Origin of the sequence: Microcoleus sp. (assembly GCF_049646505.1) — a bacterium.
GTDB lineage: Bacteria > Cyanobacteriota > Cyanobacteriia > Cyanobacteriales > Microcoleaceae > Microcoleus.
On record NZ_JBARVX010000176.1, the window covers coordinates 1 to 1727 of the forward strand.

Annotated in this window: 1 protein-coding gene and 1 pseudogene; both read right to left on the minus strand. The window is 44.8% G+C overall.

Annotated features, from left to right (window positions below):
* Positions 1-256: pseudogene (locus tag WBA89_RS09630) on the minus strand (peptidoglycan-binding protein); the annotation flags it as partial.
* A gap of 507 nt (positions 257-763) precedes the next feature.
* Positions 764-1727, minus strand: a 964-nt coding sequence (locus WBA89_RS09635; protein ID WP_424405982.1) for a glycosyltransferase, incomplete at its 5' end; no start/stop codon positions are given.

Below are 1727 nucleotides of genomic sequence, written 5' to 3' on the forward strand. Positions count from 1 at the left end.
CGTCTGCACCCGCCGAAATAGTTTTTTCCTTTCTCACAGGCTGCTGCTCCCCTGAATAAAAAGGCTTATTAAACATACCTCCTTGAGAATTTGCCTCCGGCTGTGCAGACGCACCAGGATCGGCGGGACTCACAAAGTCTCTGCGGTATTGTTCCTGCACAAAGGGTTTGGAGTCGAAGGCTGCATTTGCCTTTGGGCTCAACCCAGGAGCGAGCAGAGCTAGCAAGCTAAAAATCGTCACAGTAGTTAAACGCATAAGTTTTATCCTGTTGGTAAAGTTTGACAAGGTTTTCCTGTTTTCATGTTTCTCAATCTCATTGTATTACCCGGATCGCTTTCTGAGAAATATCTGCTCGTGCCTTTAGAAATTTTGGTAATGGAGACAGTTTTTCGCTAAGGACGGGTTCGCACTCTTCCTCACAAACCGAGTTGATTCCGAGATACTTCGTTACCAAAACCGATGTTTTCCTAAAAAACGATTTTTTAGACCCCCTTCAAAAATGTATTGCTACAATTATCAATCTTGTACAAATTAGTAAAAACCCTACTTGTCCCCACCGGACAAAGGATTACTTTGTCCCTACTGATACCTGCCTGCATTTTATGTGTAGCAATATTTTTCAGAATTAATATTAGCCTAACTCCGATCGTACCAAACCTGCTTTCATTCACAAATCTTTACAAGCAGGTCTTGTACAAAGTTTATTGACCGGAGGCAAAGTTGTCGGTCTCAACCGGCGACCGATGCAGCAAAACTCGCCAATTACCGCTTTGCGTGTTCTGCCAATAAAGCCTTAGCTCTCGGCTTGTAAATCAGATACAACAGCGCTTCTATGTAGCGGAGCATATCTTCGCGATTTTCCTTAGACGAATAGTTCCAGAAACCGTAAGTTTTAGCCAAGGTTAGCAGCTTGTTTGTGTGAATATTCCAGGTATAAGTGCTGTAAACTCGGTCGATTCCTCGCGTTGAAATTTCATACCAATAGTTCGGAGTGTGTTCGCATTTCGATAAAAAATCGAGAATTTTTTGGGCGGTTTCCTGGTGGTTGGTCGGGTTGATATAAAACCCATTTACCCCGTCTTGAATGATTTCTAGGGGGCCACCAAACTGGGTTCCGAAAGTGGGAATGCCGGTAATCATTGCTTCGAGAATTGTCAGACCGAAAGCTTCAAATAAAGCTGGCTGAACAAATATACCTTGGCCGTCGGCGATTACCCGGTAGATTTCGCCGGACAGGCTTTTGGAAAGGCGCACTCCCAGCCAGCGAATTTTTCCGTGCAGGTTGTATTGCTCGATAATTGTGTAGAGCTTTTTAATTTCTTCTGCTTCTTCGTAGTCTTCGGTTTCTTCGACTCTGAGTTTGCCGGCTACGAGAATTAAGTTGCATTTTTCTTGCAATTCTGGGCTTTTGCCAAACAATTCTGCCAAGCCTGTCATGTTTTTAATGCGATCGAGCCTGGCCATCGAAAATAAAGGGCGCTTTTGCGGGTCGTCGAGTCTTCCGAAGACTTGTTCCGGATCTTCTAGGGTAAATAGGAGTTCGTTGAGCCGATCGCGATCGCCCTGCACCCGGTCTTTGATCCGCGTGTAAGGAAAATACACGCTTTCGTTAACTCCCGGCGGCACAACATTAAATTTAGGGCTGAACAATTCAATGCCGTTGACGACGTGGTACAAATCCGGCATAGTAAAACAATTGTACGATTCGTACTGCCCGACACTATCG